This window comes from Marinomonas sp. 5E14-1, from assembly GCF_039939215.1.
Classification (GTDB): Bacteria; Pseudomonadota; Gammaproteobacteria; order Pseudomonadales; family Marinomonadaceae; genus Marinomonas.
The window spans coordinates 1-349 of sequence record NZ_JBDXMW010000042.1; the positions used below are offsets into that span (position 1 = coordinate 1).

Genomic DNA, 349 nt, shown 5'->3' on the forward strand with positions numbered 1-349 from the left:
TCCAGTTCGAGGAGCCATCGGAGTATAGCGCAGTCTGGTAGCGCGCCTGCTTTGGGAGCAGGATGTCGGGGGTTCGAATCCCTCTACTCCGACCAGCTACTTTTCATTGTTGTTTTTTTGAGCGGGTCGTTAGCTCAGTTGGTAGAGCAGTTGACTTTTAATCAATTGGTCACTGGTTCGAATCCAGTACGACCCACCATTCTTGGTAGTCCCTTCTTTTCTCTTGTTATTTCTTTTGCTGACTTTTAATTTTGGCCATCTGCCATCTGCCATCTGCCATCTGCCATCTGCCATCTGCCATCTGCCATCTGCCATCTGCCATCTGCCATCTGCCATCTGCCATCTGCCA

Annotated in this window: 2 tRNA genes; both read left to right on the forward strand. The window is 49.9% G+C overall.

The window, feature by feature from the left end:
• Nucleotides 1-18 precede the first annotated feature (18 nt).
• Nucleotides 19-95, forward strand: a tRNA-Pro gene (locus ABFY09_RS15165).
• Nucleotides 96-123: 28 nt separating this feature from the next.
• Nucleotides 124-199, forward strand: a tRNA-Lys gene (locus ABFY09_RS15170).
• Nucleotides 200-349: the final 150 nt, after the last annotated feature.